Origin of the sequence: Hydrogenophaga sp. R2, from assembly GCF_049843595.1 — a bacterium.
GTDB lineage: Bacteria > Pseudomonadota > Gammaproteobacteria > Burkholderiales > Burkholderiaceae_C > Hydrogenophaga.
This window is the reverse complement of sequence record NZ_JBBHZN010000003.1, coordinates 397,495-423,409: the sequence shown is the minus strand read 5'-3', so window position 1 is coordinate 423,409 and position 25,915 is coordinate 397,495. Positions and strand designations below refer to the sequence as shown.

The window sequence follows — 25,915 nt, the reverse complement described above, 5'->3', positions numbered from 1 at the left end:
CCCCGCATGAGCACACCCCACACGCCCTGGTTCGATGGCTTCACCCTGCACACCGTGGACCTGCCGCACGGCCCGGCCAGCGTGCGCGTGGGCGGCCGCGCCGATGCACCGGCCCTGGTGCTGCTGCACGGTTTTCCGCAGACCCATGTGCTGTGGCACCGCGTGGCGCAGCACCTGGTCGACCGTCACCGACTGCTGCTGCCCGACCTGCGCGGCTACGGCGCCTCGGCCGCACCACCGGATGCGCCCGACCATGCCCAGGCCAGCAAGCGGGCCCTGGCGCAGGACGTGGTGGACGTGGCGGCTGCCCTGGGCATCGACCGCTTCTTCCTGTGCGGGCACGACCGGGGCGGGCGCGTGGCGCACCGGCTGGCTCTGGACCATCCGCAGCGCGTGGCGCGGCTGTGCGTGATCGACATCGCACCCACGCTGGACATGTACGAGCGCACCGACATGGCCTTTGCCCGGGCCTACTACCACTGGTTCCACCTGATCCAGCCGGCGCCGCTGCCCGAGACCATGATCGGCGGCAACGCCCGTGCCTACCTGCACGCCAAGCTGGGCGGCTGGGGCACGGGGGGCATGAGCCACATCGAGCCCGAGGCGCTGCAGGCCTACGAGGCCGCGTTCTGCCGGCCCGAGGCCATCCACACCGCCTGCGAGGACTACCGGGCCAGCGCCGGCATCGACCTGGTGCACGACCGGGCCGGCCGCGAGCAGGGCCAGCGCATCGCCTGCGACACGCTGGTGCTGTGGGGCGAGCGCGGCGTGGTGCACCGCTTCTTCGATCCGCTGGCCCTGTGGCAGGCACAGTGCGCCGGCACGGTCAGCGGCCATGCCATGCCGGCCGGGCACTTCATTCCGGAAGAACTGCCCGAGGCCACCGCCGAGGCGCTGGCCCGCTTCATGGTGTGACGGCGCTCAGGCGCCGTGGCACTTCTTGTACTTCTGGCCGCTGCCGCAGGGGCAGGGGTCGTTGCGGCCGGGGGTGGGCGCCTGGCGCACCGGCTCGCTGCGCGGACCCAGGCTGCGCCAGATCTGGTGCAGGTCGTACACCGCCCAGATGGCCGCCCCGAAGGCATTGAGGCGCTCGTCGCTCACGCTGGGCGGGCCGTCTTCCACATGCAGGTTGACCTCGGGTTTTCCGGTGTCGTCCTCGGTCAGGGCCACGATGCGCTCCAGCGCCTCGTCGATCCACTGCGCCGTCTCGCGGTCGCGCACCGGCGCCCATTCCTCGCTCCAGTTCTCCACCACGAACATGAAGCCCAGCGCCCAGACCTGGGCGTAGGCCGGCAGACCGTCGTCGTCGATCTCGGGCCGCTCTTCGAGCGGCAGGGCGGCAATGGCACCGCGCACGTCCATCACCTCGGGGTGGTAGCTGCGCTCGTCCTCCAGCGTCTCCACCGGTGCCTGCAGGGCTTCGACCACCTCGGTCATGCGCCGATGCCACAGATCCATGAAACGTTGGTAACGATCGGTGCTGGCGAAGTGGGTGCCCTCCTCCTGCGGCACCGTGGGCAGATCGCCCACACCCAGCAGCACCGGCAGCCACTCGGCCGGCTCGACGGGGCGCCGGGTGCAGGCCAGCGCGGCCATGGCGCCTTCCAGGAATTCCCATTGCGGCACCTCGTCGTCGCGCTCGCGCAGCTCGTCCAGCAGCTGGTCCAGGGTGTCGAAATCGGTGGGCTCCAGCGGAGCGGCGGATGGGGTGGTCATGGTGCGCGGGGCGGTGAAAGACAAGGAATTGACCGGCAAAACCGTGTCAAAAGAGGCGAAAAAGGCCGGCCAGTGTAGCGGCGTGCGGTGGCAAGATGCGCCCATGCTCGACCGACTCAACCAGCTCTACCCGGTGCGCTACACCGCCCTGGCCTTCTGTGTGGTGGCCAGCCTGCTCAGCCTGTTCACCCTGGTGGGCTTCGGCATCGGGGGCCTGTGGTTCCTGGTGTTCACCGGCCTGAGCGTGCGGGGCTTCATGGACCTGCGCCAGACCAGAAGCTCGGTGCTGCGCAACTACCCGGTCATCGGCCACCTGCGCTTCATGCTGGAGATGATCCGCCCCGAACTGCGCCAGTACTTCCTGGAAAGCGACAACGAGGCCACGCCGTTCTCGCGCAGCCAGCGCAGCCTGGCCTATGCCCGGGCCAAGGCCGAGACCGACAAGCGCCCCTTCGGCACGCAACTGGACGTGCATGCCGACGGGCACGAGTGGATCAACCATTCCATCAGCCCCACCCAGCTGGCCTCGCACGATTTCCGCCTCACCATCGGCGGGCCCGACTGCACCCAGCCGTATTCGGCCAGCGTGTTCAACATCTCGGCCATGAGCTTCGGCGCCCTGTCGGCCCCGGCCATCGAGGCGCTGAACGCCGGTGCCAGACGCGGCGGCTTTGCGCACGACACCGGCGAAGGCTCCATCTCGCGCTGGCACCAGGTGCACGGCGGCGACCTGATCTGGGAGATCGGCTCGGGCTATTTCGGCTGCCGCGACACGCAGGGTCACTTCGACCCGGTGCGCTTTGCCGAACAGGCCACCGACCCGCAGGTGCGCATGATCGAGATCAAGCTCAGCCAGGGCGCCAAGCCCGGGCACGGCGGCGTGCTGCCAGGCCCCAAGGTCACGCCCGAGATCGCCGCGGCGCGCGGCGTGCCGGTGGGACAGGACTGCGTGTCGCCGGCCTCGCACAGCGCCTTCTCCACGCCGCTGGAGCTCATGGCCTTCGTGGCGCGGCTGCGCGAGCTCTCGGGCGGCAAGCCGGTGGGCATCAAGCTGTGCATCGGCCATGTGTGGGAATGGTTCGCCATGGTCAAGGCCATGCAGGTCAGCGGCACCACGCCGGACTTCATCGTGGTCGACGGGGCCGAGGGCGGCACCGGTGCCGCGCCACTGGAGTTCACCGACCACGTGGGCGCGCCGCTGCAGGAAGGCCTGCGGCTGGTGCACAACACGCTGGTGGGTGTGAACCTGCGCGACCGCATCCGCATCGGTTGCGCCGGCAAGGTGATCAGCGCCTTCGACATCGCGCGCGCCATGGCGCTGGGCGCCGACTGGTGCAACAGCGCGCGCGGTTTCATGTTCGCACTCGGCTGCATCCAGGCCCAGACCTGCCACACCGGGCGCTGCCCCACCGGCGTGACCACCCAGGACCCGCTGCGCCAGCAGGCGCTGGTGGTGCCGGACAAGGCCACGCGGGTGTTCCAGTTCCACCAGAACACGCTCAAGGCGCTGCAGGAACTGGTGCAGGCGGCCGGCCTGCAGCACCCGAATCAAATCGGTGCCCACCACCTGGTGCGCCGCCTGAATGCCAACGAGGTGAAGCTGCTGTCCAACCTGCTGCCCACGGTGGCACCGGGTGCATTGCTGGGCGACACCGGACCGGCGAGCGGCCTGCACCCGGCCTTCACCACCTGGTGGGCGCGCAGCCGCGCCGAAGCGTTTTCGCTGGGCTGAGACCGCCCCGGGGAGGGCGTCAGAGCCGGCGGGCGTCGTCGGCCAGCACCTCTTCGCGCTCCACCTGGCCGGCCGCGTTGTAGTGGCGCCGGCGCAGCAGCTCGCCGCCGGGGCCGTGCTCGTCGTCGCGCAGGCGCTGGCCCTTGGGGCCGTAGTAGCGCTGCCAGCCCCACAGCCGTCCGAAGCGTTCGGTGTTGACGGCGGCGGGCTGGCCGTTCTCCCAGAAGCTGCGGGTCAGGCGCTCCTCGTGCCGGCCCTGGCGGCGGATCTGCTGGTCCAGCTTGAGCTGGCCATTGAGGTACCACTGGCGCAGCCGCTGCTCGCGGCCCTGCGCCCAGACCACCTCCTGGGTGAGCTGGCCGCCATCGGCCCAGTCGCGCACCGTGCCCTCGCGGCCTTCGAAGGTGTCGGCCGGGCGTTCGATCAGCACCGTCTCGGAGCGCAGCCGGCCCGAGGGGTAGAACACGCGCTTGATGCGCCGGTCCGGCTGGCCGGCCTTCTGCTCGAAGACCTCGGAGCGCACGACCGATCCGTTCTCGCCCACCACCGTGAGTTCGCGCAGCACGCCACCCTGGAAGGTGACCGTGCCCAGGGTGCGCGCGGCATCGCGCTGCAGCGTGGTCTGGCGGGGCTTGCCGTCGTGGCCGCAGAGTTCCAGGTCTTCCGGCACCAGGTGCACCGGGGCGCAGCGCAGCTCGGTGGGGCGGCCGTCGGGCAGCCGCGTGAGCGAGAACTGCACCTTGGCGCCGGTGACGAACTGCAGCCGCTCCAGGGCGCCGTTGTCGTGAAAGGTTTTCTGCGGCCCGACCGGTGTGCCGGCCTCCAGCAGGGCCTCGCTGCGCAGCACGCCTCTGGCATCGAAGCGGCGCACGATGCCGTCGCGCTGGCCCAGGCCGTTGAGCTTGAATTCCTCGCGGGTGCCGTCGGGTGCGGTGCAGCGCAGGGCACCACCGCCCATGGGTTCGCAGCGGGTGCCGGGCGGGGCGTCTGCCGCGGCCAGCGGACCGGCAGCGCACACAGCCAGCAGGGGGCCGCTCAGGCGACGGAGGACGGTTCGGGCCACAGATCGGGCGGCGGGTCGGAATTCCATTGTCGGCACACACAAACACCCAGCCGGCTCAGCCGACGCGCCATGCACAGCACGGCCGCGTCCTTGCTCACCAGGGTGGCGCGGTGCGCCACGGCCAGGTCGATGAACTTCTGATCGTCGCCATCCTTGCAGGTAAAGGGCGCCTTTGCAGCCGTGGGGACAAGGCGGACCATGGCGTCGAAGGCGTCCAGCGCCGCCGTGCGCTCTGGCGATCCGGCCGGGGCGCGGCGCAGGATCTGCGGGTAGTCCAGCACGCGCCGCCATTCCTCGCGGGTGGCCTCGGTGGCCAGCCATTGCAGCCGGCCCTCGGCCAGGGCCTGGCGCAGCGGCCCCACCGCCGCATCGTCGAACACCAGCAGGTCCAGGGCGATGTTGGTGTCGAGCACCACCGCAGCGGCGGTCATGTTCACTGCGGCGTGGCCGGGCGCGGCTGTCGCGCCTGCAGGTCGAAACGGAACAGCCGGCACTCGATGGGACCGTTCCACAGCGGCACCCGGCGCGATTCCTTGAAGCGCATGCGCCCGGGCAGCTTGAGGTCGGGCGTGAGCAGCCAGGCGGTCCAGCCGGCGTAGTGGCCCTTCCAGTGCGCGGCCAGGCGTTCGAAGAATTCGGAGGCATCGGCGCCGTCGCTCATCTGCGCGCTTTCGCGGCCGTGCGGCTCGGCCGGGGCGGGCGCAGTGCGCGCACCCACGGTGAAGGTGCGCGGGGCACGCTGGCGCGCCCGCTCGGCCGCGTTCTGGCCGGCCACACCGGCGGCCGCAATGCGCTCGCCATAGGGCGGGTTGAGCAGCAGCACGCCGGGGCGGGTGGTGGGTGGCATGCGCTGCAGCGCGTCACCGCCGCGCAGATCGAGCGCGTGGGCCACACCGGCGCGCTCGGCGTTGCGCTGGGCAAAGTCGACCATGCGGAAGGACACGTCGCTGCCGAACACGATGGGGGCATGGCCTTCGGGCCACACCCGCTCTGCCTGCACCGCCTGATCCCGCAGGCCCTGCCACACATGGGACTGGTAGGGCAGCAGCTTCTCGAAGGCAAAGCGACGGTTCAAGCCCGGCGCGATGCGCAGCGCCATCTGCGCCGCCTCGATGGCCACGGTGCCGCTGCCGCAGCAGGGGTCGTACAGCGGATCGATGTCGTCCAGCGATGCGGCCGTGGCGCCGTTCCAGCCGGTGGCCGCGATCATGGCGGCGGCCAGGGTTTCCTTCAGCGGGGCATCGCCCTTGTCCTCGCGCCAGCCGCGCTTGAACAACGGCTCGCCCGAGGTGTCGATGTAGAGCGTGACGGTGTCGGTGGTGAGGTGGGCATACAGGCGCACATCGGGCCAGGTGGTGTCCACGCTCGGGCGTTCGCCCCGCTTGGCACGAAAGCGGTCGCACACCGCGTCCTTGATCTTCAGCGCCGCGAAGTTCAGGCTGGTCAGCGGGCTGTGCTGCGCCGTGATTTCGACCTTGATGGTCTGCTTCGGCGTGAACCAGATCTCCCAGGCCACCTCGGACGCCGCGTTGTACAGGTCCTGTTCGCTGCGGTAGCCGCCATGCCAGAGCCGCACCAGCACCCGCTGGGCCAGCCGGCTGTGCAGGTTGAGCTGCAGCGCATCGCGCCACGAGGCCTGCAGCGACACACCGGCCCGCGCCTTGTAGACGCGCTCGGCGCCGGTGATGCGCTGCACCTCGTCGGCCAGGAAGTCCTCCACGCCGGCGGCGCAGGGCAGAAAGAGATGCAGTTGGTTCACAGGGATTTGCGTAGGTTCGCCGGGGCGATGCGCAGCGCCTCGCGGTACTTGGCCACCGTGCGGCGGGCACATTCGATGCCCTGCTCGCGCAGCAGGTCGGAGAGCTGGTTGTCCGACAGCGGCTTGCCCGGCTCTTCGGACGCGATGAACTGCTTGAGCAGCGCCCGCACCGCCGTGCTGGACGCATTGCCGCCGGTCTCGGTGCCCAGGCTGGAGCCGAAGAAGTACTTGAGTTCGTAGGTGCCGAACGGCGTGGCCATGTACTTGGCGGTGGTCACGCGGCTGATGGTGGATTCGTGCAGGCCCAGTTCGTCGGCGATCTCGCGCAGCACCAGCGGGCGCATGGCGAGTTCGCCGTGCATGAAGAAGTTGCGCTGCCGCTCCACGATGGCGCTGGAGACCCGCAGGATGGTGTCGAAGCGCTGCTGGATGTTCTTGATGAACCAGCGCGCTTCCTGCAGCCGCTGCTGCATGCCGGCATGGCCGGCGTCACCGCCGCCGCGGTTCTGCCGCAGCGCTCCGGCGTACACATCGTGCACCCGCAGGCGCGGCATGACCTCCGGATTGAGCGACACCTTGAAGCCGCGCCCGGCGCGCTCGACGATCACGTCGGGCACCACCACGTTGCGCTCCACGTCCACAAAACGGCGGCCCGGCTTGGGTTCCAGGCGCGAGATGAGGGCGAGTGCCCCGCGCACGGTGTCGTCATCGGCGCCGGTGAGGGCGCACAGGCGCTTGATGTCGCGCTTGGCCATGAGCTCCAGCGGGTGCCCGACGATGGCCAGCGCGGCACGGGCCACCGGCGTGTTGCGCTGCTCCAGGATCTGCAGGCGCAGGCATTCGGCCAGGTTGCGGGCCCCCACGCCGGTGGGCTCCATGTGCTGCAGCCACTGCAGGGCAATGGCCAGGCGCTGGGTGGTGGCTTCCTGCAGGGCCAGGGCCGCATCGGCATTGACCGCCGTGTCGGTGCCTTCCAGGTGCATCAGGCCCAGAGCGAGCGAGGGCAGGTCTTCGTCCAGGTAGCCGTCGTCGTTGAGCGACTCGATCAGGTACACCAGCGCCCGCAGGTCTTCTTCGGAGATGCGCAGGCAGCGGGCCTGGTCGTGCAGAAACGCCTGCAGCGTGACCGGGATGCTGGCCAGGTCGGCGGCGCTGGCGGTGTCGTCGTCGCCGTCGTTGCGCTGGCGGGCCGGGGCATCACCGCCCCACTCGCTGTCGTCGGCCACGATGTCCACCGTGCCGTCGCCCTCCCAGCTTTCCTCCACCGGGGTGGCGCCGTCCAGGCGGGCTTCGAGATCGACCTCCGAGCTCTCGGTGCCCGCGTCGGTGCCCGGGCCGGCGGTGTCAGGCAGGCGGTCGGCGCCGGGCGCCAGCAAGGTGTCGGCGATCTGCTCACCGGCGCTCACCGGGGCGTCGGTCTGCTCGATGCCGAAGGCCTCGCGCTCTGCGGTGTCGTCGGAACGCTCCAGGAACGGGTTCTCGTCGAGCATCTGCTCGACCTCCTGCGCCATCTCCAGCGTGGAGAGCTGCAGCAGGCGGATGGACTGCTGCAGCTGGGGCGTGAGCGCCAGATGCTGCGAGACCCGGAGCGACAGTCCTTGCTTCATCGCGTGGGGGCCATCTTTACATCCGGAAGTGTTCGCCGAGGTAGACCCGGCGCACGTCCGCGTTCTCCACGATCTCGGCCGGCGTGCCGCTGGTCAGCACATGCCCGTCGTTGATGATGTAGGCCCGGTCGCAGATGCCCAGCGTCTCGCGCACGTTGTGGTCGGTGATCAGCACACCGATGCCGCGCGAGCGCAGGAAACCGATGATGCGCTGGATCTCGATGACGGCGATCGGGTCGATGCCGGCAAAGGGCTCGTCGAGCAGGATGAAGCGCGGGTTGGTGGCCAGCGCGCGGGCGATCTCGACCCGGCGGCGTTCACCGCCGGACAGCGCCGGGGCGGGCGAATCGCGCAGGTGGTCCACATGCAGCTCCTGCAGCAGGGCATCCAGCCGCTGCTCCACCACCGCCCTGGACAGGGGCCGGCCATCGTCGTCCTCCTGCAGCTCCAGCACGGCACGCACGTTGTCGGCCACCGACAGCTTGCGGAAGATGGAGGCTTCCTGCGGCAGGTAGCCCAGGCCCAGCCGCGCGCGGCGGTGGATGGGCTGGCGCTCGATGGACTGGCCGTCCAGCAGGATCTGCCCGCCATCGGACCGCAGCAGCCCCACCAGCATGTAGAACGAGGTGGTCTTGCCGGCGCCGTTGGGCCCCAGCAGGCCCACCACTTCGCCCTTGAACACGGCCAGGGACACATCCTTCACCACCAGCCGGCTGCCGTAGGACTTCTTGAGGCCCTTGGCCTCGAGCCGGCTGACCTGGGCATTGGCGGTCAAGGACGGCCTCCCTCGATCTGGCGGCTGGGTTGCAGCGTGGCGCCGTCGGCCGGCGGACGGGCAGCCGGCGCCTGACCGGCCGGAGCGGGTTTGGGGTTCGGGGTGAGCATGGCCCGCACGCGGCCGGACGGGTTGCCCGGACCGCGGGCCGCCTCGCCGCCGTCCACGGTGAACACGTCGGTGGTGTTGTTGTAGACGATGACGTTGCCCAGGGTCTCGTCGTTGAGCTGGGTGCCCTTGTAGCGGCGCATGACGGCGTCACCGGTGAACTTGACGGTGTCGGCGCGGCTGTCGTAATCGATGCGTTGGGCCTCGCCTTCGATGAATTCGTCCACGCCCTCGCGCTTCTGGCGGAAGAACGCCCGTTGACCGGTGGCCACGCCGAACTGGTTGCCGGCGGTGTCCTGCCGCACCTCCACCCGGGCACCGCGGATGACGATGGTGCCCTTGGTGATGATCACGTTGCCGGTGAAGACGCTGGTCTGGCGGGCGTCGTCGTAGCGCAGGGCGTCGGCCTCGGCATTCATGGGCTTGTCGCGGTCGGCTTTTTCGGCATGGGCCGTCGGCGCGCTGCACAGGGCCGCCAGCAGGCACCAGGCCGGCAGGCGGGACAAGCTCGAAAAGGGGAATGCAGGCATGGTCGTCCAGGGCACGAAACTTGCATGCATTGTAACGACGAGGCCCCGTCGAAACGGGGCCCCGCGAGAGAGAAAAAGGCAGGGCTTCAGGCCTTGCAAAAAAGGCAGGGCTTCAGGCCTTGCGGACCTCGGCGATCAGTGCGCTGGCCACCGTCAGGGTGCGGGGACCCTGGCCGCTGATGTAGTAGCGGCCGGCCACGCCCATGGCGGGCGTGCCTTCCACCGCATAGGCCTCCTGCAGCGAGGCGGCCTGCTGGGCCTTGGTGCCGATGGCGGCCGAGTTGAAGATCTCGGTGAACCGGGCGCGGTCCAGACCCTGCTTGACCACCCAGTCGGTGATGGGGCCGGCCGTGGTCAGCGGCAGGCGCTGGCCGTGGATGGCCTCGAACACCTTGGCGTGCAAGGCCTTGACCTGGTCCATGGCTTCCAGGGTGTAGTACAGGCGCTGCATGGGCACGAAGGCCGGGCTGAAGGCCACCGGGACGCGGCGCACCGTCACATAAGCGGGCTGGCGGGCGATCCACTCCTCGAAGGCGGGCTCGAAGTTGGCGCAGTGGATGCAGCTGTAGGCGAAGAACTCCACCACCTCGACCTGGCTGGGCGGCGCCTGCACAGGGGCCGGCTTGGCCAGGCGCTGGTAATCGGTGCCTTCCTTGGGCGCGACGCGCTGGGCGAAGGCCGGCAGGGCGGTTCCGGTCAGGGTGACGGCACCGGCGGCCAGGAGGGAACGGGAGAAATCACGGCGTTGCATGCGTTGGGGCTCCTGAAGGGAATGGCGTTTGGGCGGGGTTGGCCGGACAAAAGTTCCCGGGTGGCCGCTCGTCAGCGCTGGACGCGCACCAGGGCCGACTCCACCCCGTTCACATTGAGCTGCTCCTGGGTGAGTTCGGCCAGGGCTTTCTGGGTGAACGGACCGACGCGCACGCGGTACACGGTGCGGCCGTTCTGCTCGCGTTCGCTGACCTGGGCGTCGATGCCCATCATGGCCAGCTTGGCGCGCTGGGTCTCGGCGTCTTCGGGGGTGCGGAAGGCCCCGGCCTGCACGAAGTAGTTGAACGGGTCCAGACCGGGTGCGGCGGCCGCCGTGGGCGGGGTGGCGGCACCGGCGGCGGGCGCCTGACCGGTGCGCTGCTGCATCAGGTCGCCCAGCGGGTCGGCCGGGGTCTTGCCAGCGGCCGGGGCGGTGGCGGGCGCCGGCAGGGGCTTGCCGTCGGCGGGCGGGACCGACACCGTGCCGGCCGCCGTGTCGCCCGTGGCCGGTGCGGCCGGCGCAGGGGCTGCACCCGGCGTGCGGGTGGCCGCGGCGTTCGGGTTCCAGCCCTTGTTGCGCTCGGCTTCCTTGGCATCGGCGCCGGCATCGCGGGACAGGCCCCGGTCCACGAAGGGCACCGGCACCTTGGTCACATACACGGCCACGGCCAGCGCCGCGCCCAGGCCCACCAGGAGACCGGCCACGAAGCCGATGAGGGTGCCGCCCAGGGCATGGCGGGGACGGGAAACGGGAGTCTTCTTCATGGTGGGTGGGCCCTTACATCTTTTGCGGAGCACTCACGCCCAGCACAGCCAGGCCATTGTGCAATACCTGTGCGGTGGCCGCGACCAGGGCCAGGCGGGCCCGCTTGACGCCTTCGTCGTCCACCAGGATGCGCTCGGCGTCGTAGTAGCTGTGGTAAGCCGCTGCCAGCTCGCGCAGGTAGAAGGTGACGTCGTGCGGCGCAAAGTCGCGCGCGGCGTCGCTCAGCATGCCGGGGTAGCGGGCCAGCAGCAGCATGAGGGCCTGCGCCGCCGGCGTGTCCAGGGCCGAGAGGTCGGCGTCGCGCAGGGTGGCCACGTCGCCGCCCCAGCTGGCCAGCACCGAGCAGATGCGGGCGTGGGCGTACTGCACGTAGTACACCGGGTTGTCGTTGTTCTTCTGGACCGCCAGATCCACATCGAAGGTGTATTCGGTGTCGGGCTTGCGGCTGAGCAGGAAGAAGCGCACCGCGTCCTTGCTGGTCCACTCGATCAGGTCGCGCAGCGTGACGTAGCTGCCGGCGCGCTTGCTGATCTTGACCTCTTCACCGCCCCGCACCACGCGCACCATGGTGTGCAGCACATAGTCGGGGTAGCCCTGGGGAATGCCGACACCAGCAGCCTGCAGCCCGGCACGCACGCGGGCAATGGTGCCGTGGTGGTCGGTGCCCTGGATGTTGATGACCTTGGTGAAGCCGCGCTCCCACTTGGCGATGTGGTAGGCCACATCCGGCACGAAGTAGGTGAACGAGCCGTCGGACTTGCGCATGACGCGGTCCTTGTCGTCGCCGTAATCGGTGGACTTCAGCCACAGCGCGCCGTCCTGCTCGTAGGTCTTGCCGGCGGCCACCAGCTTGTTCACCGCCGCTTCCACCCGGCCGCTGGTGTACAGGCTCGACTCCAGGTAGTAGTGGTCGAACTTGACCTGGAAGGCCTGCAGGTCCAGGTCCTGCTCGTGGCGCAGGTAGGCCACGGCGAACTGGCGCATGCCGTCGAGGTCGTTCACGTCGCCGCTGGCGGTGAACTCGCGGTCGTCGGCCTTGACCGTCTTCTTCGCCAGAAAGTCGTTGGCGATGTCCTGGATGTAGTCGCCGTTGTAGGCAGCTTCGGGCCAGCCGGCATCGCCGGGCTTGAGGCCCTGCGCCCGCAGCTGGGTGCTGGTGGCCAGGGTGCCGATCTGCACGCCGGCGTCGTTGTAATAGAACTCCCGCCACACGTCCCAGCCCTGGGTGCTGTAGAGGTTGCAGATGGCATCGCCCAGGGCGGCCTGGCGGCCGTGGCCCACATGCAGCGGGCCGGTGGGGTTGGCCGAGACGAACTCCACCATGAGGCGCTGCCCGTTGGCGGGCTGGCTGCCGAAGGTGGTGCCGGCCTGCAGCACCTCGCGCACGATCTGCTGCTTGGCCTCGGGCTTGAGGCGGATGTTGATGAAGCCGGGGCCGGCGATCTCGATGTCGGCCACCCATTGCTGGTAGACCGGTTGCGCCAGCAGCGCCGTGCGCAGCGACTCGGCCACCGCACGCGGGTTGAGCTTGAGCGGCTTGGCCAGCTGCATGGCGGCGGTGACGGCGAAGTCGCCGTGGGCCGCCACCTTGGGCGATTCGAAGGCGGCGCGGGCGCCGGCACCGGGCGAGAGCCGCTCCAGTTCGGCCGACAGGCCGGCCAGCAGGTCGTTCTTGATGGTGAGCATAGGGGTCGGATTTTAGGCGGCGGCCCCCAGGTGCTCCCGGGCAGCGGCCTTCACCGCCGCCGTCAGGCGCTGGGCCGACGGCGGCTCGTGCGCCCAGTGCTGCCAGTACAGGGCCACGTCCACCGTGGCGCCGGGCAGCAGTTCCTGCAGTTCGGGGCGGTGCCGCAGGTTCTGCTCGGGCACCATGCCCCAGCCCAGGCCCAGGCCGATGGCGGTCTCGAAGGCATCCACCGCCGGCACGAAGTGGCGCGGGTAGTTCACGTCCTTCAGGCCGAAGTGCTGGGCCAGAAAGGCGTCCTGCAGCGCGTCCTTGCGGTTGAAGATGACGGCCGGGCAGGCCAGCAGCCGGTGCGCCGACACCGCGCCGCGCGGCGTGCGGCAGCGCTGCACCACCGCCGGCGCGGCCACGCAGCGGTAACGCATGACCCCCAGCGGCTCGGCCACGCAGCCCCGCATGGGTTCGGCCAGGGTGGTGACGCAGCCGATCACGTCGCCGCTCTTGAGCGCGTCGTGGGTGTGGTCCTGGTCGTCGATCAGCACCTCCAGCGTGAGCCGGTGGCGCATGAGCAGGGCGTTCACCCCCGGCAGGAACCAGCTGGCCACCGAGTCGGCATTGATGGCCACGCTCAGGTTCTGCCAGGCACCGCGCCCCGCCTCGGGCGCGCCCCGCAGGCCGGACAGCAGGTCGGCCTCCATCAGCCGCACCTGCCGCACATGGCCCAGCAAGGCCTGGCCGGCCGCCGTGGCATGCACCTTCCTGCCACGCACCAGCAGGCGCTGGCCCAGCGCGTCTTCCAGCGAACGGATGCGCAGCGAGATGGCCGCCACCGTGAGCGAGAGCTGGCGGGCGGCGGCGGCAAAGCTGCCGGTGTCGGCCACGGCGGCCAGGGCATCGAGTTGGCGGGCGTCGAGCATGAAGATCCCGGGGGAAACACCATCAAGAAAATCTTGATGGAATTGAAAAGAAGCTAATTCAGTTTAAACGTTTGTGGTTTGCCGGCACCATGCAGCCATGCCTGTGCACACAGGCCCCCTTTCCCGGATGTTTCCCATGGTCCTCACTGTCCCCACCTTCACCGCCGGCATGGTGCTCAGCCTGTCGCTCATCATGGCCATCGGCCCGCAGAACGCGCATGTGCTGCGCATGGGCCTGCAGCGCCAGCACCTGTGGATCACCGTGGCCACCTGCGCGCTGGCCGACATCGTGCTCATCGGGCTGGGTGTGCTGGGGCTGGCACAGCTCGGTGGCCTGTCGGACAAGCTGCAGGGCGCGCTGATCGGCGCCGGTGTGCTGTTCCTGGGCCTGTACGGCTGGCAGGCCTTCCAGCGCTTCCGCCAGAGCGCGGTGCCGGCGCAGCCGGGCGCAGCGCACGCCGTGGGCCCGGCACCCACCAGCCGCCGCCAGGCCGTGTTCTCCGCCCTGGCCTTCTCCTGGCTCAACCCGCACGCCTGGCTGGACACCGCCGTGCTGATCGGCACCGCCTCGCTGGCCTACGGCGAAGCCAGCCGCAGCTTCGGCCTGGGTGCGGCCGCCGGTTCGGTGGTGTGGTTCCTGGTGCTGGGCTGCGCTGCCTTCTGGCTGGGCCGGCGGCTCAACTCGCTGCGCATCTGGCGCCTGCTGGACGGCGCGGTGGCGCTGATGATGTGGGGCACGGCGCTGTGGCTGCTGGCCTCGCTGGCATGAGGCCGGCGGGGCCGCTCAGCGCCCCGCCCAGTACTCCGCCCGCCCGTACTCGTGCTTGAGGAAATCGATCCACAGCCGCACCCGCAGGGCCAGGTGGCGGCGCTGGGGGAAGAGCGCGTAGATGCCGTTGGGCGGCGCGGCGAAGTCGTCCAGCACGCTGACCAGGCGGCCGGCGCGGATGTCGGCCTCCACCTCCCAGGTGCTGCGCCAGGCAATGCCCTGGCCACCCAGGCACCACTCGTGCAGCACCTGGCCGTCGCTGCAGTCCAGCGGGCCACCGGGGCGCAGGTGCACGATCTCGCGGCCACCGCCGGAGGCGGCCGGCACCGAGAAGGCCCAGCCCCGGGTCTGTGAGGCATCGCTGGACAGGGTGAGGCAATCAAAGCGCACCAGGTCGGCCGGGGTGGCGGGCCGGCCGTGGCGCTGCAGGTAGGCGGGGGCGGCCACGCACAGGCGGCGGTTGTCGGCCAGGCGCACGCTCACCAGGGACGAATCGGGCAGATCGCCCACCCGCACGGCGCAGTCGTAACCCTCGCCGGCCACGTCCACCACCCGGTCCGACAGGTTCAGGCTGAGCGTGACCTCGGGGTGCAGCTCGCGAAAGCGCGGCACCAGCGGCGCCACATGGCGGCGGCCGAAGCCGGCCGGCGCGGTGATGCGCACATGGCCGCTGGCCTTGACGCCGCCCGCACTCACGCTGGCCTCGGCATTCGACAGATCGGTCAGCAGGCGCTGGCAGTCCTCCAGGAAGGCGCTGCCTTCGTGGGTGAGGGTGATGCGCCGGGTGGTGCGCACCATGAGCTTGACGCCCAGGCGGGCTTCGAGGGCGTCGATGCGGCGGCCGATGATGGCCGGCGCCACGTTTTCCTGCCGGGCCGCCGCCGTGAGGCTGCCGCGCGAGGCGACCGCCACGAAAGTTTCCAGTTGCTTGAGCTTGTCCACCGGGGCAGGTTACCGCACCCGGCAGGGGTGCACACAGGGCTGGCGATATTGACAAGCCCCATGGCGCCCTGACAATGGCTCGCATACACGGAGGGGTAAGGAGATTCATGGCCATGACGGGCACTGCGCTGCCGGACGTCGTGTCGCCTTCTGCGCGCCTGCCGGCGCACGCCGAGGGCCGCACCGGGGATGTTGCCGGACCGCACGACGGGCCGCAGGCCGCGCCATTCAGCCTGCGCCGTCGCTTTGCGCTGGCCAGTCTGGTGGTGATCACGGTGATCGCCATCGGCCTGGGCTGGATGCTCTCGCGGGTGCTGACCGAGCGCATGCTGCAGCGCGAGGCCGAGGTCACCATGCACTTCGTGCAGAACGTGCTGAGCACCGACAGCACCTGGCTGTACTTCCGCCGGCCCGACGACCCTCTGCTGCGCGGCGCCTTCCTGCAGTCCATGCGGCACATCGTGACCATGCGCGAATCGGTGCGGAGCAATGCCTACGACCTGCGCGGCCATGTGCTGTGGTCCAGCGACGAGGAGCTGATCGGGCAGAGCTTCGACCACAACGCCGAACTCGCCGAGGCGCTGCAGGGCCGGGTCGTGGTGGAGGCCGACCTCACCGAACCCGGCCAGTTCAGCAAGGCCGAGCACCAGGGGCTGGTGCACCAGGGCGCCTTTTTCGTGGAGATCTATTTCCCGGTGCGCGACCCGCAGAGCGGTGCCGTGCTCGGCGTGATCGAGGTCTACAAGATCCCGGAAAAGCTCTCCAGCGACATCCACCAAGGCCTGCGCCAGCTGTGGCTGGCCTGCTTCGGCGGGGCGGTGCTGCTGTTTGCGGTGCTGTACTGGATCGTGGCCCGGGCCGACCGCCTCATCACGCAGCAGCAGCAGCGGCTGACCGAAGCGCAGCGCACCGCCTCCACCGTGGAACTGGCCAGTGCGGTGGCGCACAGCCTGCGCAATCCGCTGGCCTCCATCCGCTCCGCGGCCGAACTGCTGCAGGACGGGCCGGGCCGGTCGGAGGACGTGCGCGAACTCAGCGGCGACATGATCGAGTCGGTGGACCGCGCCAACCGCTGGATCACCGAGCTGGTGCACGTGGCCCAGGCGCCGCAGCTGCACCCGCAGGCCCTGGACCTGGTGGCCCTGGTGCAGACCTGCCTGCAGGAAATGGCGGGCGAACTGACCCGGCGCCACATCCAGCTGCGGGTGGAGCCCACCGGGGCGCTGCCGGTGCTGGCCCACAGCGCCACCCTGCGGCAGGCGCTGCTGAGCATCATTGCCAACGCCGCCGAGGCCATGCCGCACGGCGGCCGGCTGGAGGTGGGCTGGACCCGGGGCGACGGGCTGCTGGGCGTGTACCTGGCCGACAACGGCACCGGCCTGTCCGCCGAGGCCCGGCAGCGGCTGTTCCAGCCGTTTGCCAGCAACAAGGTCGGCGGGCTTGGCATGGGCCTGGCGCTGGTCAAGCGCATGGTCGAGCAGTGGCAGGGCGAGCTGCTGGTCAGCGCCGAACAACCCCGCGGCACCCGGGTGGAGATCCGCCTGCCGCAACCTGCCGGCCCGAAGCCGGGCCGTTGATCCGGAGACCCCATGGCGACCTTGCTGGTGATCGAGGACGAACCCGCGCTGGCGCGCCACATGGCACGCTACCTGCGCCAGTACGACCATGTGGTGGAAGTGGCCAACGACGGGCCGTCCGGCCTGGAGGCGGCCCGAAGGCTGCAGCCCGATCTGGCCATCGTGGACTTCCAGCTGCCCGGGCTGGACGGGCTGGAGCTGATCCGCGCACTCAACCGCGAGCACCGCCGCATCCGCACGGTGATGGTGTCGGGCCATGCCAACGTGGCGGTGGCGGTGCAGGCCATGAAGGCCGGCTCGTCCGACCTGCTGACCAAACCGGTACCGCTGCGCAGCCTCAAGCAGGCGGTGGACCGGGCGCTGGAAGAACCGCTGCAGGCCGGCGGTGAGGCTCCGCGCTCCACCGCTGTGGCGCACACCATCCTGGGCCACTCGCGGCCGCTGGCCGGCCTGCGCGAACAGGTGTCGGCCCTGGCGCGGCAGGAACCCGGCGACGGCTCGGCGCCCCCGCCCATCCTGTTCTGCGGTGAAACCGGATCGGGCAAGCTGCACGCGGCGCGGGCGGCGCATGCCACCGGGCCGCGCGCGGCCGAGCCCTGGGTGGAGATCGACTGCCTGGCGCTGCACCAGGGGCTGGACGCCGCGATGGCCGCTGCCGCGCCCGGTGGCGGCACGGTGTTCCTGAAGGACGTGGGCGATCTGGACGAGCACGGACAGGCCAGCCTGCTGCAGATGCTGGAGCGGCGCCAGTACCGGCTGCCCCGGGGCGGCGTGGAGCCCCTGCGGGCACGGCTCATGGCCGCCTCGGGCCACGATCTGGATGCCCTGGTGCGGCAGGGGCGGTTCAAGGCCGAGCTGCTGTACCGGCTGCAGACCTGCGCGGTCCGGGTGCCGCCGCTGCGCGCCTGCACCGACGACCTGGCCCTGCTGGCGCGGCACTTCGTGGCCCTGCACACCGGCCGTTACCGCCTGCCGGCCATGCAGCTGGCGCCGGCCGCCGAGGCCGCCCTGATGATGCACAGCTGGCCGGGCAACCTGCGCGAACTGAGCAATGTGATCGAACGCGCGGTGATGATCTGCCCGGGTGGCCGGGTGGAGGCGTCGCACCTGCTGCTGCCCGCCGGACCGGCCACCTCGTCCTTCGGCGCGCTGTCCGAACTCAGCGACTGCCTGCGCACCGACGAACTCGACCGCGCCGGGCTGGTGCGCGCCCTGGAAGAGCACCGCTGGGACCTGCATGCCACCGCGCGCATGCTGCAGATCGAGCCGGACCAGCTGCAGCGGCGCATGGACCGGCACGGGCTCTACGGGCCGACCTGAGCGGATTACCCCACAAAAAGTGACGAATCCCTCGCGTGACAGGGGATGAATCGGCGTTGAAGTTGCGAATACAGTCCACGGTATGGACCAACCCCGTGCCGTGCTCTTTGACGCCTATGGAACGCTGTTCGACGTGTACAGCGTCGGGCTGCTGGCCGAGCAGCTGTACCCGGGGCTGGGCGGCGCCCTGGCCCGCCAGTGGCGCGACAAGCAGATCGAATACACGCGGCTGGTGACCACCAGCGGCCACGGCGAGCATTACCGCCCGTTCTGGGACCTGACCGAGCGCGCCCTGCGCCACACCCTCAAGACCCTGGTGCCCGGTGCCCGCACCGACTGGGACGCCCACGCACCGGCCGCCACCCGGCTCATGAACCAGTACCGGCACCTGTCGGCCTTTCCCGAGAACCGCGAGGTGCTGCAGGCCCTGCGCGGGCGCGGCATCACCACCGGCATCCTGAGCAACGGCGACGCCGACATGCTGGGCATCGCGGTGCGCAGCGCCGGCCTGGACGGCCTGCTCGACCATGTGATCAGCGTCGACCCGATCCGCCTGTACAAGACCCACCCCCGCGCCTACGCCCTGGGCGAGGCGGCCACCGGGCTCAAGGCGGGCCAGGTGCTGTTCGTCAGCAGCAATGCCTGGGACGCGCTGGCCGCCGCCTGGTACGGCTACCGCACCCTGTGGGTGAACCGCCAGAATCTGCCCTTCGAGGAACTGGACACCCAGCCCGAACGCAACGCCAGCTCGCTGCGCGGTGTGCTCGATTTTTTTGCCTGATCCCCTCACCCATCCTTCCACTTCACCCATCACCACCATGACCCAGCGCACCACCATCCACGGCCTGCAAGTGGCCACCGAGCTGTTCGATTTCGTCAACCAGAAGGTGCTGCCGGGCACCGGCATCGACCAGGCCGCGTTCTGGAAGGGCTTCGACCAGATCGTGGCCGACCTGGCCCCCAAGAACGCCGCCCTGCTGGCCGAGCGTGACCGCCTGCAGGCCGAGCTGGACAAGTGGCACAGCGCCAATCCCGGCCCGGTGCGCGACATGATGGCCTACCGCAAGTTCCTGGAGACCATCGGCTACCTCGTGCCGCAGCCTAGGAATGTGAAGGCCACCACCAAGAACGTGGACGCCGAACTCGCCACCCAGGCCGGCCCGCAGCTGGTGGTGCCCATCCTGAACGCCCGCTACGCCCTGAACGCCGCCAACGCCCGCTGGGGCAGCCTGTACGACGCGCTGTACGGCACCGACGTGATCAGCGAGGACAAGGGCTGCGAGAAGGTCGGCAAGAAGGGCGGCTACAACCCCAAGCGCGGCGCCAAGGTCATCGAATGGGCCCGCCACGTGCTGGACCGCACCGCCCCGCTGAAGAAGGGCTCGCACGTCGGCTCGACCGGCTACAAGATCAACAAGGACGGCGAACTGGTCGTCTCGCTGGCCGACGGCGGCACCAGCAAGCTGGCCGACAAGTCGCAGCTGGTGGGCTACCAGGGCGAGCCGAAGAACCCGTCGTCGGTGCTGCTGGTGCACAACGGCCTGCACCTGGACATCCGCATCGACCGCAACACCCCCATCGGCAAGACCGATGCCGCCGGCGTGTGCGACCTGGTGGTCGAAGCCGCCCTGTCCACCATCCTGGACCTGGAAGATTCGATTGCCGCCGTGGACGCCGAGGACAAGGTGGTGGCCTACAGCAACTGGCTGGGCATCCTGCAGGGCACCCTGGTGGAGACCTTCCAGAAAGGCGGCCAGACCCTCACCCGCGGCCTCAACCCCGACCGTGAATACACCGCCCCCGACGGCAAGACCGTGCGCCTGCACGGCCGCTCGCTGATGTTCCTGCGCAATGTGGGCCACCTCATGACCAACCCCGCCATCCTGTGGGGCAAGGACGGCCAGGAGATCCCCGAGGGCATCATGGACGCGGTCATCACCACCACCATCGCCCTGCACGATCTGAAGCGCACCAAGAAGGACGCCATCCGCAACTCGCGCAAAGGCTCGGTCTACATCGTCAAGCCCAAGATGCACGGCCCGAAGGAAGTGGCCTTTGCCGCCGAGCTGTTCGGCCGCGTCGAGCAGCTGCTGGGCCTGCCGGATTCGACCGTCAAGCTGGGCATCATGGACGAGGAGCGCCGCACCTCGGTCAACCTCAAGGCCTGCATCGCCGCCGCCGCCAGCCGCGTGGCCTTCATCAACACCGGCTTCCTGGACCGCACCGGCGACGAGATGCACACCGCCATGCTGGCCGGCCCCATGGTCCGCAAGGGCGACATGAAGGCCAGCGCCTGGATCCAGGCCTACGAGCGCAACAACGTGCTCGTCGGCCTGCAGTGCGGCTTGCGCGGCAAGGCCCAGATCGGCAAGGGCATGTGGGCCATGCCCGACCTGATGAAGGCCATGCTGGAGCAGAAGATCGCCCATCCCAAGGCCGGCGCCAACACCGCCTGGGTGCCCAGCCCCACCGGCGCCACCCTGCACGCCATGCACTACCACCAGGTGCTGGTGAGCGACGTGCAGAAGGGCCTGGAGAAGATCGACGCCGACGCCGAGCGCGACAACCTGCTCACCGGCCTGCTGACCGTGCCGGTGTCGAGCAACCCGAACTGGAGCGAGGCCGAGAAGCAGGCCGAGCTCGACAACAACGTCCAGGGCATCCTGGGCTATGTGGTGCGCTGGGTCGACCAGGGCGTGGGCTGCTCCAAGGTGCCCGACATCAACGACGTGGGCCTGATGGAAGACCGCGCCACCCTGCGCATCTCCAGCCAGCACATCGCCAACTGGCTGCACCACGGCATCGTCACCGAAGCCCAGGTGCGCGAGACCTTCGAGCGCATGGCCGCCAAGGTGGACAAGCAGAACGCCGGCGACAAGCTCTACCAGCCCATGGCCGGCAACGTCAAGACCAGCAAGGCCTACCAGGCCGCCCTGGACCTGGTGTTCAAGGGCAAGGAACAGCCCAGCGGCTACACCGAGCCGCTGCTGCACGCCTGGCGCCTGAAGGTCAAGGCGGGCTGATCGGCTGCCCGGTTCATGGTTTCGTCAAGACTTGAACCGGGCCGACACCTATGCTGGGGCTCCCCCGATCACAGAGGAGCCTTTCATGCAAGCCGATGCCCAACATCTGCGGCCCTGGTGGCCGCAGCACCACCTCGACAGCCTGCACCCCCCCACCGAACTGAGGCCCTGGCTGCTGCACACCGGTTCCCTCACCGCGCGTCTGGCCACCCGCTGGCCCGATCTGCAGGTGTCGCTGGTCCATGTGGGCGAGGGCCGGCTCACCCCCGAAGAATGCGCGCGGCTGAGCTGCGGGCCGCAGGCCACCGGCTGGATCCGCTGCGTGTCGCTGCGGGGCGGCGGGCACACCCGGGTCAGGGCGCGCGCCGTCATCCCCGAATGGCACAGCTACAACCCCTGGTCGGATGTGGCCTACCTGGGTGAACGCTCGCTGGGCGACTGGCTGTTTGCACAGACCGGCGTGCTGCGCAGCCCCTTCGAATGGGCCAGCCCCGACGGCCCGGAGGGTGCGGGCAGCTGGGCCCGGCGCTGCTGCTACGCCCGCCACGGCGCCTCCCTGCTGCTGACCGAGTGGATGGTCGACCTGGAGACCGAACCCGCACCGACCGACACCGGCCCCACTCCGCTACCGCCCCTCACCCCCTCTGCGTCCCGAGAAACGGCATGACCGCTGCGGCACCCCGATGCACCTTCCTGGCCTTCGACGCCACCGACAACGGCGACGACACCGGCACCTGGGAAGCCATGGCCAGCGCCCCTGCGGGCGACCCGATGCTGCTGCGCATCGGCCAGGAGATGCAGGCGGTGGTGCTGTGGCTGGCCGACCAGGCGCCCGGGCCCCGGGGTCCGCAGGAGGACGGCGGCGCATGGGATGCCGACATCGCCACCACCCATGACGGCGACTGGACCACCCTCACCCTCACGCTGACCGGCCCATGGGACTGGGGATCGGGCTGTGTGGCGGCGCTCCAGGAGGCCGGTGGCCCGGGGGTTGCTTGAAGCCGGGGCATGAACCCCGACCCATCCCTCTCCCCTGCCCCCGCCACCCACCTCGCCACCCTGCCGGCCCCGCCAGGGGCCGCGCCGGTGCTGAGCAAGCTCGACAGCGCCCTGCTGAACATCCTGGTCAAGGACGGACGCGCATCGTTCGCCGACATCGCGCGCCAGCTCGGCATCTCGCGCGCCCATGCCCGGGCGCGGGTGCAGGCACTGCAGGCCAGCGGTGTGATCGAGTTGTTCGGCGCGGTGATCAACCCCGAAAAGCTGGGGCAGGTGGTGTCCACCTTCCTCGACATCCAGGTCTCGCCGGTGGCGCTGGAGGCGGTGGCCCAGGAGCTGGCCGACTGCCACGAGGTGGTGAGCCTCTACATCATGAGCGACCTGCGCAGCCTGCATGTGCATGCGCTGACCGACAGCGTGCCGACCTTCGAGGCCTTCGTGCGCCGGCACCTGTTCAACCGTCCGGAAATCCTGTCGGTGGACTGCAAGACCCTGCTCACCCGCGTCAAGAACCGGCGTGGCGGCGCGCGGCTCTGAGCCGGGCGTCGGATTTGGTGCGCCTGCACCGACGGGGTGCGCGATGAACATTTGTCAACGGTGCGGCGGCGGCGGCCAACGTTGGCATGCCAACAGTCACCAAATGGAGCCGACGGCCCACCAAACGATCACCAGATCGGCCGATGCAAAACATTCGGCACCGAACCCGCGGCCGGCCACGCCCAGGATCGGGCTCCCCGACCGAGAGGGGCGGAATGGCATCCCTACCGAAAATCCTTTTCAGATCAATGATTTATCAGGATTTTTGCGGTTGGCACGGTGGTTGCTGAGCGGGTGGGAGTCTGCCGAACAAACGAAACAGCGGCAGCCAGCGACCCTCGCCCACACCCCCTCACCCACAGGAGTTCCGCCATGTCCCTGATCCGTCGCCAATTCCTCTCTCGCGCCGCCGTTGCCGGCAGCGTTCTCGGCGCCCCGGCCATCGTCAACGCCCAGTCGGCCAAGTTCAACTGGAAGATGACCAGTGCCTACGGCAAAGGCTCGCCCTTCTACATGGACGGCCCCGGCAGTGCCACCGACCTGGCCAAACGCATCCGCGAGATGTCGGACGGCCGCCTGAACATCCAGGTGTTCGGCGCCGGCGAACTGATCCCGGCCTTCGAGGGGTTTGATGCCGTGCGCGCCGGCACGGTGGAGATGAACCACGCCAACGCCTACTTCTGGACCGGCAAGACCGCCGCGGCCCAGTACTTCACCGCCGTGCCCTTCGGCATGAACTTCCAGGGCATGAACGGCTGGCTGTACGACGGCGGCGGCATCGACCTGTGGAACGAGGTGTATGCCCCGTTCGGCATGGTGGCCATGCCCTGCGGCAACACCGGCGTGCAGATGACCGGCTGGTTCAAGAAAGAGATCAAGAGCGTGGCCGACCTCAAGGGCCTGAAGATGCGCATCCCTGGCCTGGCCGGCAAGGTGTACGCCAACCTCGGCGTGGACGTGAAGGTGCTGCCGGGCGGCGAGATCTTCCCGGCGCTGGAGCGCGGCGTGATCGACGCGGCCGAGTTCGTGGGCCCGTTCCAGGACCGCCGCCTGGGCCTGCAGAAGGCCGCCAAGTTCTACTACACGACCGGCTGGCACGAGTCGTCCACGGTGTCGGAACTGCTGATCAACAAGGCCGCCTGGAACAAGCTGCCCAAGGACCTGCAGGCCATCGTGAGCAACGCCGCTGCGGCCTGCAACGTGATCAGCGAGGGCTGGTGCCAGAAGGCCAACTCCGAGGCCATGGAAGACCTGATCAAGAACCAGGGCGTGATCGCCCGCCCGCTGCCGGACGACGTCATCAAGGCCCTGCGCGCCGAGACCGAGAAGGTGCTGGCCGAGGCCGTGGCCAAGGACCCGCTGACCAAGAAGGTGCACGACTCCTACATGGCCTTCAAGGCCAAGTACGACCGCTGGAGCGAGATCAGCGAAGAGGCCTACCACCTCAAGGTTCGCGGCTGAAGGCGGAGTCACCATGCAACAACCCCTGTCGAAGGCGGCAGGGGGCATCGAGGCGGTCATCGACCGCCTCGGGTCCCTGACCGCCTGGATTGCCCTGGCCATGATCGGCCTGGTGGCCACCAACGTGGTGCTGCGCTACGCCTTCAGCTTCGGCTCGGTGTGGGCGCAGGAACTGGAATGGCACCTGCTGGCCGCCCTCATCCTGCTGGGCATGAGCCATGCCCTGCAACGCGGCGACAACGTGCGCGTCGACCTGTTCTATGCGCGCTTCTCGCCGCGCACCAAGCAGGTGGTGGACGTGGTCTCCGCATTGCTGCTGATCGCCATCAGCGTGCACTTCATCCAGCTCTCGCTGGGCTATGTGGAGCAGTCGCGCTCGATCGCCGAGGCCTCGCCCGACCCGGGCGGCATTCCCTACCGCTGGCTGGTGAAGTCGCTGATTCCGCTGGGCTACGGCCTGCTGGTGCTGCAGCAGCTGGCGCACCTGGTGCGGCTGTTCCAGCAACAGCACACGCCGGTTGGCAACGGCGCGAAGGAGGACGGCCATGTTTGAGATGTCGACCTACGCCGTCTTCATGCTGGTGGGCTTCTTCGTCCTGCTGATGATCGGCATTCCGGTGGCCATCAGTTTGGCCACCGTGGGTTTCGTGTTCGGCTGGCTGGGCTTCGGCGACGGCCTGTTCAACCTGCTGCCGGCGCGTTTCTACGGCATCGTCTCGGGCTACCAGTGGATGGCCATACCGCTGTTCGTCTTCATGGGGGTGATGCTGGAGAAATCGCGCCTGGCGGACGACCTGCTGGACGTCATGGGCCACATAGCGGGCGGCACCAAGGGCGGCATGGCGGTGGGCATCGTGCTGTTCGGTGTGCTCATGGGCGCCACCACCGGCATCGTGGGTGCGACCATCATCACGCTGGGCCTGCTGACCCTGCCCACGCTGATCCGGCGCGGCTACGACAAGAGCGTGGCCTGCGGCGTGATCTGCGCCTCCGGCACGCTGGGGCAGATCATCCCGCCCAGCCTGATCCTGATTTTGCTCTCCGACATCATGCAGCTGTCGGTGGGCACGCTGTTCGCCGCTGCGGTCGGCCCCGGCATGCTGCTGGCCGGCGTGTACATCGTCTACATCCTGGTCATGGGATGGCTCAAGCCGGCGTCCATGCCGCCGATTCCGGTGGCCGAGCGCGACGCCGTCTCGCGCGGCGAGCTGTGGAAGCGCTTCTTCAAGGTGCTGTTGCCGCCGGTGCTGCTGGTGGTGGCGGTGCTGGGCTCCATCGTGGGCGGCGTGGCTGCGCCCACCGAAGCCGCTTCCATGGGCGCCGTGGGCGCGGTGCTGATCACGGCGTTCTCGGGCCGCTTCACGCTCAAGACGCTCAAGGACACCGCGCTGGAGACCAGCAAGATCACCGCCATCATGATGTTCATCCTCATGACCGCGCAGGTGTTCGCCCTGGCCTTCCGCGGCCTGCATGGCGAGGAGCTGATCGCCAGCCTGTTCGAGTCGCTGCCGGGCGGCGTGAACACCGCCATCTGGTTCATGATGCTGATGATCTTCGTGCTCGGTTTCTTCATCGAGTGGATCGAGATCAGCTACATCGCGGTGCCGCTGTTCCTGCCCATCCTGCTCAACATGGGCGTGGACCCGGTGTGGCTGGCCATGCTGATCACGGTGAACCTGCAGTCGAGCTTCCTCACGCCGCCCTTCGGCTGGGCGTTGTTCTACCTCAAGGGGGTGGCGCCACCCGAGGTGAACATCAAGGACATCTACCGCGGCGTGATCCCCTTCATTGCGCTGCAGCTGCTGACCCTGGTGCTGCTGTTCTTCTACCCGTCGATCGCGCTCTGGCTGCCCAAGGCCATCGGCTGGTAAGGACCCCCC

Annotated in this window: 25 protein-coding genes; 13 read left to right on the top strand and 12 right to left on the bottom strand. The window is 69.4% G+C overall.

What is annotated here, in order from left to right; translation table 11 throughout:
• Window positions 1-6 precede the first annotated feature (6 nt).
• A complete protein-coding gene (locus tag WD026_RS13325) occupies window positions 7-915 on the top strand; it encodes an alpha/beta fold hydrolase (protein WP_425724143.1) in 909 nt (302 codons plus the stop codon).
• 6 nt (window positions 916-921) lie between these two features.
• Here the strand turns inward: WD026_RS13325 and WD026_RS13320 are convergent, their stop codons facing one another.
• Window positions 922-1,716, bottom strand: coding sequence for a UPF0149 family protein (locus tag WD026_RS13320; RefSeq protein ID WP_425724142.1), 795 nt, complete (start codon window positions 1,714-1,716; stop codon window positions 922-924).
• A gap of 103 nt (window positions 1,717-1,819) precedes the next feature.
• Here WD026_RS13320 and WD026_RS13315 point away from each other — a divergent pair, with 103 nt between their 5' ends.
• Window positions 1,820-3,448: an FMN-binding glutamate synthase family protein gene (locus WD026_RS13315; protein ID WP_425724141.1), complete on the top strand. Its 1,629-nt coding sequence runs from the start codon at window positions 1,820-1,822 to the stop codon at window positions 3,446-3,448.
• Window positions 3,449-3,467: 19 nt separating this feature from the next.
• Here the strand turns inward: WD026_RS13315 and WD026_RS13310 are convergent, their stop codons facing one another.
• From WD026_RS13310 to WD026_RS13265, 10 genes are all read right to left on the bottom strand, one after another.
• A complete protein-coding gene (locus tag WD026_RS13310) occupies window positions 3,468-4,511 on the bottom strand; it encodes a hypothetical protein (RefSeq protein ID WP_425724140.1) in 1,044 nt (347 codons plus the stop codon).
• Window positions 4,484-4,942, bottom strand: coding sequence for a putative toxin-antitoxin system toxin component, PIN family (locus WD026_RS13305; RefSeq protein WP_425724139.1), 459 nt, complete (start codon window positions 4,940-4,942; stop codon window positions 4,484-4,486). Before WD026_RS13305 ends, WD026_RS13310 begins: the two co-directional genes overlap by 28 nt.
• Window positions 4,943-4,944: 2 nt before the next feature.
• Complete coding sequence (locus tag WD026_RS13300) at window positions 4,945-6,270, bottom strand: THUMP domain-containing class I SAM-dependent RNA methyltransferase (RefSeq protein ID WP_425724138.1); 1,326 nt, start codon at window positions 6,268-6,270, stop codon at window positions 4,945-4,947.
• Window positions 6,267-7,877 carry an RNA polymerase factor sigma-54 gene (gene rpoN / locus WD026_RS13295; RefSeq protein WP_425724137.1) on the bottom strand — a complete coding sequence of 537 codons (1,611 nt, stop codon included), beginning with the start codon at window positions 7,875-7,877 and terminating at the stop codon, window positions 6,267-6,269. The genes WD026_RS13300 and rpoN overlap by 4 nt, the downstream gene beginning before the upstream one ends.
• A gap of 16 nt (window positions 7,878-7,893) precedes the next feature.
• The gene (gene lptB, locus WD026_RS13290) at window positions 7,894-8,652 is read right to left on the bottom strand and encodes an LPS export ABC transporter ATP-binding protein (RefSeq protein ID WP_425724136.1); all 759 of its coding nucleotides are present in this window, start codon (window positions 8,650-8,652) and stop codon (window positions 7,894-7,896) included.
• Window positions 8,649-9,290 (bottom strand): lipopolysaccharide transport periplasmic protein LptA, encoded by a 642-nt coding sequence (gene lptA, locus WD026_RS13285; protein ID WP_425724135.1) that lies wholly within the window; start codon window positions 9,288-9,290, stop codon window positions 8,649-8,651. Before lptA ends, lptB begins: the two co-directional genes overlap by 4 nt.
• A gap of 112 nt (window positions 9,291-9,402) precedes the next feature.
• The gene (locus WD026_RS13280; protein ID WP_425724134.1) at window positions 9,403-10,041 is read right to left on the bottom strand and encodes a thiol:disulfide interchange protein DsbA/DsbL; all 639 of its coding nucleotides are present in this window, start codon (window positions 10,039-10,041) and stop codon (window positions 9,403-9,405) included.
• Window positions 10,042-10,112: 71 nt separating this feature from the next.
• Window positions 10,113-10,805, bottom strand: a complete 693-nt coding sequence (locus WD026_RS13275; protein WP_425724133.1) for an SPOR domain-containing protein — start codon at window positions 10,803-10,805, stop codon at window positions 10,113-10,115.
• 13 nt (window positions 10,806-10,818) lie between these two features.
• Entirely contained in the window at window positions 10,819-12,492 is a 1,674-nt protein-coding gene (gene argS, locus WD026_RS13270; protein ID WP_425724132.1) for an arginine--tRNA ligase, read from the bottom strand.
• 12 nt (window positions 12,493-12,504) lie between these two features.
• Entirely contained in the window at window positions 12,505-13,407 is a 903-nt protein-coding gene (locus WD026_RS13265) for an HTH-type transcriptional regulator ArgP (RefSeq protein WP_425724131.1), read from the bottom strand.
• A 136-nt stretch (window positions 13,408-13,543) separates the two neighbouring features.
• Between WD026_RS13265 and WD026_RS13260 the strand changes: the two genes are divergently transcribed.
• Entirely contained in the window at window positions 13,544-14,176 is a 633-nt protein-coding gene (locus tag WD026_RS13260; RefSeq protein WP_425724130.1) for a LysE/ArgO family amino acid transporter, read from the top strand.
• A gap of 15 nt (window positions 14,177-14,191) precedes the next feature.
• On the opposite strand, the gene WD026_RS13255 is transcribed toward WD026_RS13260, so the two are convergent.
• The gene (locus tag WD026_RS13255) at window positions 14,192-15,118 is read right to left on the bottom strand and encodes a LysR family transcriptional regulator (protein ID WP_425724129.1); all 927 of its coding nucleotides are present in this window, start codon (window positions 15,116-15,118) and stop codon (window positions 14,192-14,194) included.
• Between the two features lie 113 nt (window positions 15,119-15,231).
• Here WD026_RS13255 and WD026_RS13250 point away from each other — a divergent pair, with 113 nt between their 5' ends.
• The 10 genes from WD026_RS13250 to WD026_RS13205 all read left to right on the top strand — a co-directional run bounded on the left by WD026_RS13250 (window position 15,232) and on the right by WD026_RS13205 (window position 25,906).
• Entirely contained in the window at window positions 15,232-16,695 is a 1,464-nt protein-coding gene (locus WD026_RS13250; protein ID WP_425724128.1) for a sensor histidine kinase, read from the top strand.
• A gap of 12 nt (window positions 16,696-16,707) precedes the next feature.
• Window positions 16,708-18,015, top strand: coding sequence for a sigma-54-dependent transcriptional regulator (locus WD026_RS13245; protein WP_425724127.1), 1,308 nt, complete (start codon window positions 16,708-16,710; stop codon window positions 18,013-18,015).
• Window positions 18,016-18,097: 82 nt separating this feature from the next.
• Window positions 18,098-18,796: a haloacid dehalogenase type II gene (locus WD026_RS13240; RefSeq protein ID WP_425724126.1), complete on the top strand. Its 699-nt coding sequence runs from the start codon at window positions 18,098-18,100 to the stop codon at window positions 18,794-18,796.
• A 37-nt stretch (window positions 18,797-18,833) separates the two neighbouring features.
• Window positions 18,834-21,038 (top strand): malate synthase G, encoded by a 2,205-nt coding sequence (locus WD026_RS13235; RefSeq protein WP_425724125.1) that lies wholly within the window; start codon window positions 18,834-18,836, stop codon window positions 21,036-21,038.
• Between the two features lie 85 nt (window positions 21,039-21,123).
• Window positions 21,124-21,705: a chorismate--pyruvate lyase family protein gene (locus WD026_RS13230; RefSeq protein WP_425724124.1), complete on the top strand. Its 582-nt coding sequence runs from the start codon at window positions 21,124-21,126 to the stop codon at window positions 21,703-21,705.
• Window positions 21,702-22,037 carry a hypothetical protein gene (locus tag WD026_RS13225; protein WP_425724123.1) on the top strand — a complete coding sequence of 112 codons (336 nt, stop codon included), beginning with the start codon at window positions 21,702-21,704 and terminating at the stop codon, window positions 22,035-22,037. Before WD026_RS13230 ends, WD026_RS13225 begins: the two co-directional genes overlap by 4 nt.
• A 9-nt stretch (window positions 22,038-22,046) precedes the next feature.
• On the top strand, window positions 22,047-22,574 hold the full coding sequence (locus tag WD026_RS13220) for an Lrp/AsnC family transcriptional regulator (protein ID WP_425724122.1): 528 nt from the start codon (window positions 22,047-22,049) through the stop codon (window positions 22,572-22,574).
• A 372-nt stretch (window positions 22,575-22,946) separates the two neighbouring features.
• On the top strand, window positions 22,947-24,035 hold the full coding sequence (locus WD026_RS13215; RefSeq protein ID WP_425724121.1) for a TRAP transporter substrate-binding protein: 1,089 nt from the start codon (window positions 22,947-22,949) through the stop codon (window positions 24,033-24,035).
• 13 nt (window positions 24,036-24,048) lie between these two features.
• Window positions 24,049-24,588 (top strand): TRAP transporter small permease subunit, encoded by a 540-nt coding sequence (locus WD026_RS13210; protein WP_425724120.1) that lies wholly within the window; start codon window positions 24,049-24,051, stop codon window positions 24,586-24,588.
• Window positions 24,581-25,906, top strand: coding sequence for a TRAP transporter large permease (locus WD026_RS13205; RefSeq protein WP_425724119.1), 1,326 nt, complete (start codon window positions 24,581-24,583; stop codon window positions 25,904-25,906). Before WD026_RS13210 ends, WD026_RS13205 begins: the two co-directional genes overlap by 8 nt.
• Window positions 25,907-25,915: the final 9 nt, after the last annotated feature.